1 protein-coding gene and 1 pseudogene are annotated in these 1,201 nt (G+C 76.0%); both read right to left on the bottom strand.

Translation table 11 applies throughout. The annotated features are described in order from the left end of the window. Positions 1-62: 62 nt before the first annotated feature. Complete coding sequence (locus tag FV230_RS28515) at positions 63-1,019, bottom strand: GNAT family N-acetyltransferase (protein WP_147729688.1); 957 nt, start codon at positions 1,017-1,019, stop codon at positions 63-65. Beyond that, a pseudogene (locus FV230_RS28510) lies at positions 1,016-1,201 on the bottom strand (tRNA (adenosine(37)-N6)-threonylcarbamoyltransferase complex transferase subunit TsaD); the annotation flags it as partial. The gene FV230_RS28515 and the pseudogene FV230_RS28510, both read right to left, overlap by 4 nt.

Raw genomic sequence — 1,201 nt, 5'->3', positions numbered from 1 at the left:
CGCCAGGGCCGTGCCCCATGCGCCGCCGCCGACGACCGCGACGGGTCGCGCGTTCTCGCTGCTCATGCGGGGTCTCCGGAACAATCCGCCGCCGCGAGCCGATAGAGCACGTGCCGCTGCAGCGGGTGGCCGGCGGTCAGCGCCGGATGGTCGAAATCGGCCTCGCGCACCATGCCGAGCCGCTCCATCACCCGTCGCGACGGCGCGTTGGCCAGCGCCGTGAACGCCACCACGCTCGGCAGCCCGCAGCGGCCGAACAGGTCGGCGAGCGCCAAGCGCGCGGCGCGCGTGGCGATGCCGCGCCCCCAGGCCTCGGGGCTCAGGCGCCAGCCGATCTCGATCAGGCTGCCCGGGCGCTCGCCCCCGGAAAACGGCATCGACCGCATCAGCCGCATCGCCCCGACGAAACCGAGGAACGGGCCGCCCGGCTCCTCGACCGCCCACGGCCCGAAGCCGTCGGCCTCGAAGCGGCGGTCGAGCGCCCGCGCCTCGGTCAGGCTCTCGGCGGGCGATTTCAGCTTCGGGAAATGGCGCATCACGGCGGGGTCGGCGTTCAGGCGCGCGAACGGCTCGTCGTCCGATCGGCGCCAACGGCGCAGGCGCAGCGAACCGGTCTCCAGGGTGTCGGGGGCCTTGGGCAGCCGGCGCTTGCCGCGCCATATCAGGGAGCGGCGGTTGAGCAGGGCGAGGTCGGCGCGGCCGGCGAGCACGGCGTTGCCGAGGTCGATCGCGACCGCGAGCCGGTCGGGCGGCATGTTGGCCCAGGCCGGCGCCGCCACGCTCTCGCGCCACGGCCCGTTGCAGGCGTTGTCGAGCAGGATGCGGGCGAAGCAGTGGTCGTTCACGACGGGCCAGTCGGGATGGTCCGGCGCGGCCTGCGGCAGGAGGCGGTCGACCAGCTCGCGCCACCGCGCCTGCGGCTCGCCGACGGGGGCTGGAGCCGCCTCCGGCTCGGGCTCCGTCACGCGGAGATCGCGGAGATTGCCGCGCGAGAGGATGTGGCGGGCGGCGCCGCTCATTCGGCGCTGGCCTCGGGGCGGGGGGCGTCGGCGAAGGGCCAGCGGGCGCGGGCCGGCGCGGTGATGTCGTCGGTCAGCCCGAGGCGCAGCCGCTCGATGCCGGCCCAGGCGATCATCGCGCCGTTGTCGCCGCAGAGCGCCAGCGGCGGGGCGACGAAGGCGAGGCCCGCCTCGCCCGCGAG

The sequence above is a fragment of the Methylobacterium sp. WL6 genome (genome assembly GCF_008040095.1).
Classification (GTDB): Bacteria; Pseudomonadota; Alphaproteobacteria; order Rhizobiales; family Beijerinckiaceae; genus Methylobacterium.
The sequence above is the reverse complement of the archived record's forward strand: the minus strand, read 5'-3'. Positions and strand labels throughout refer to the sequence as shown.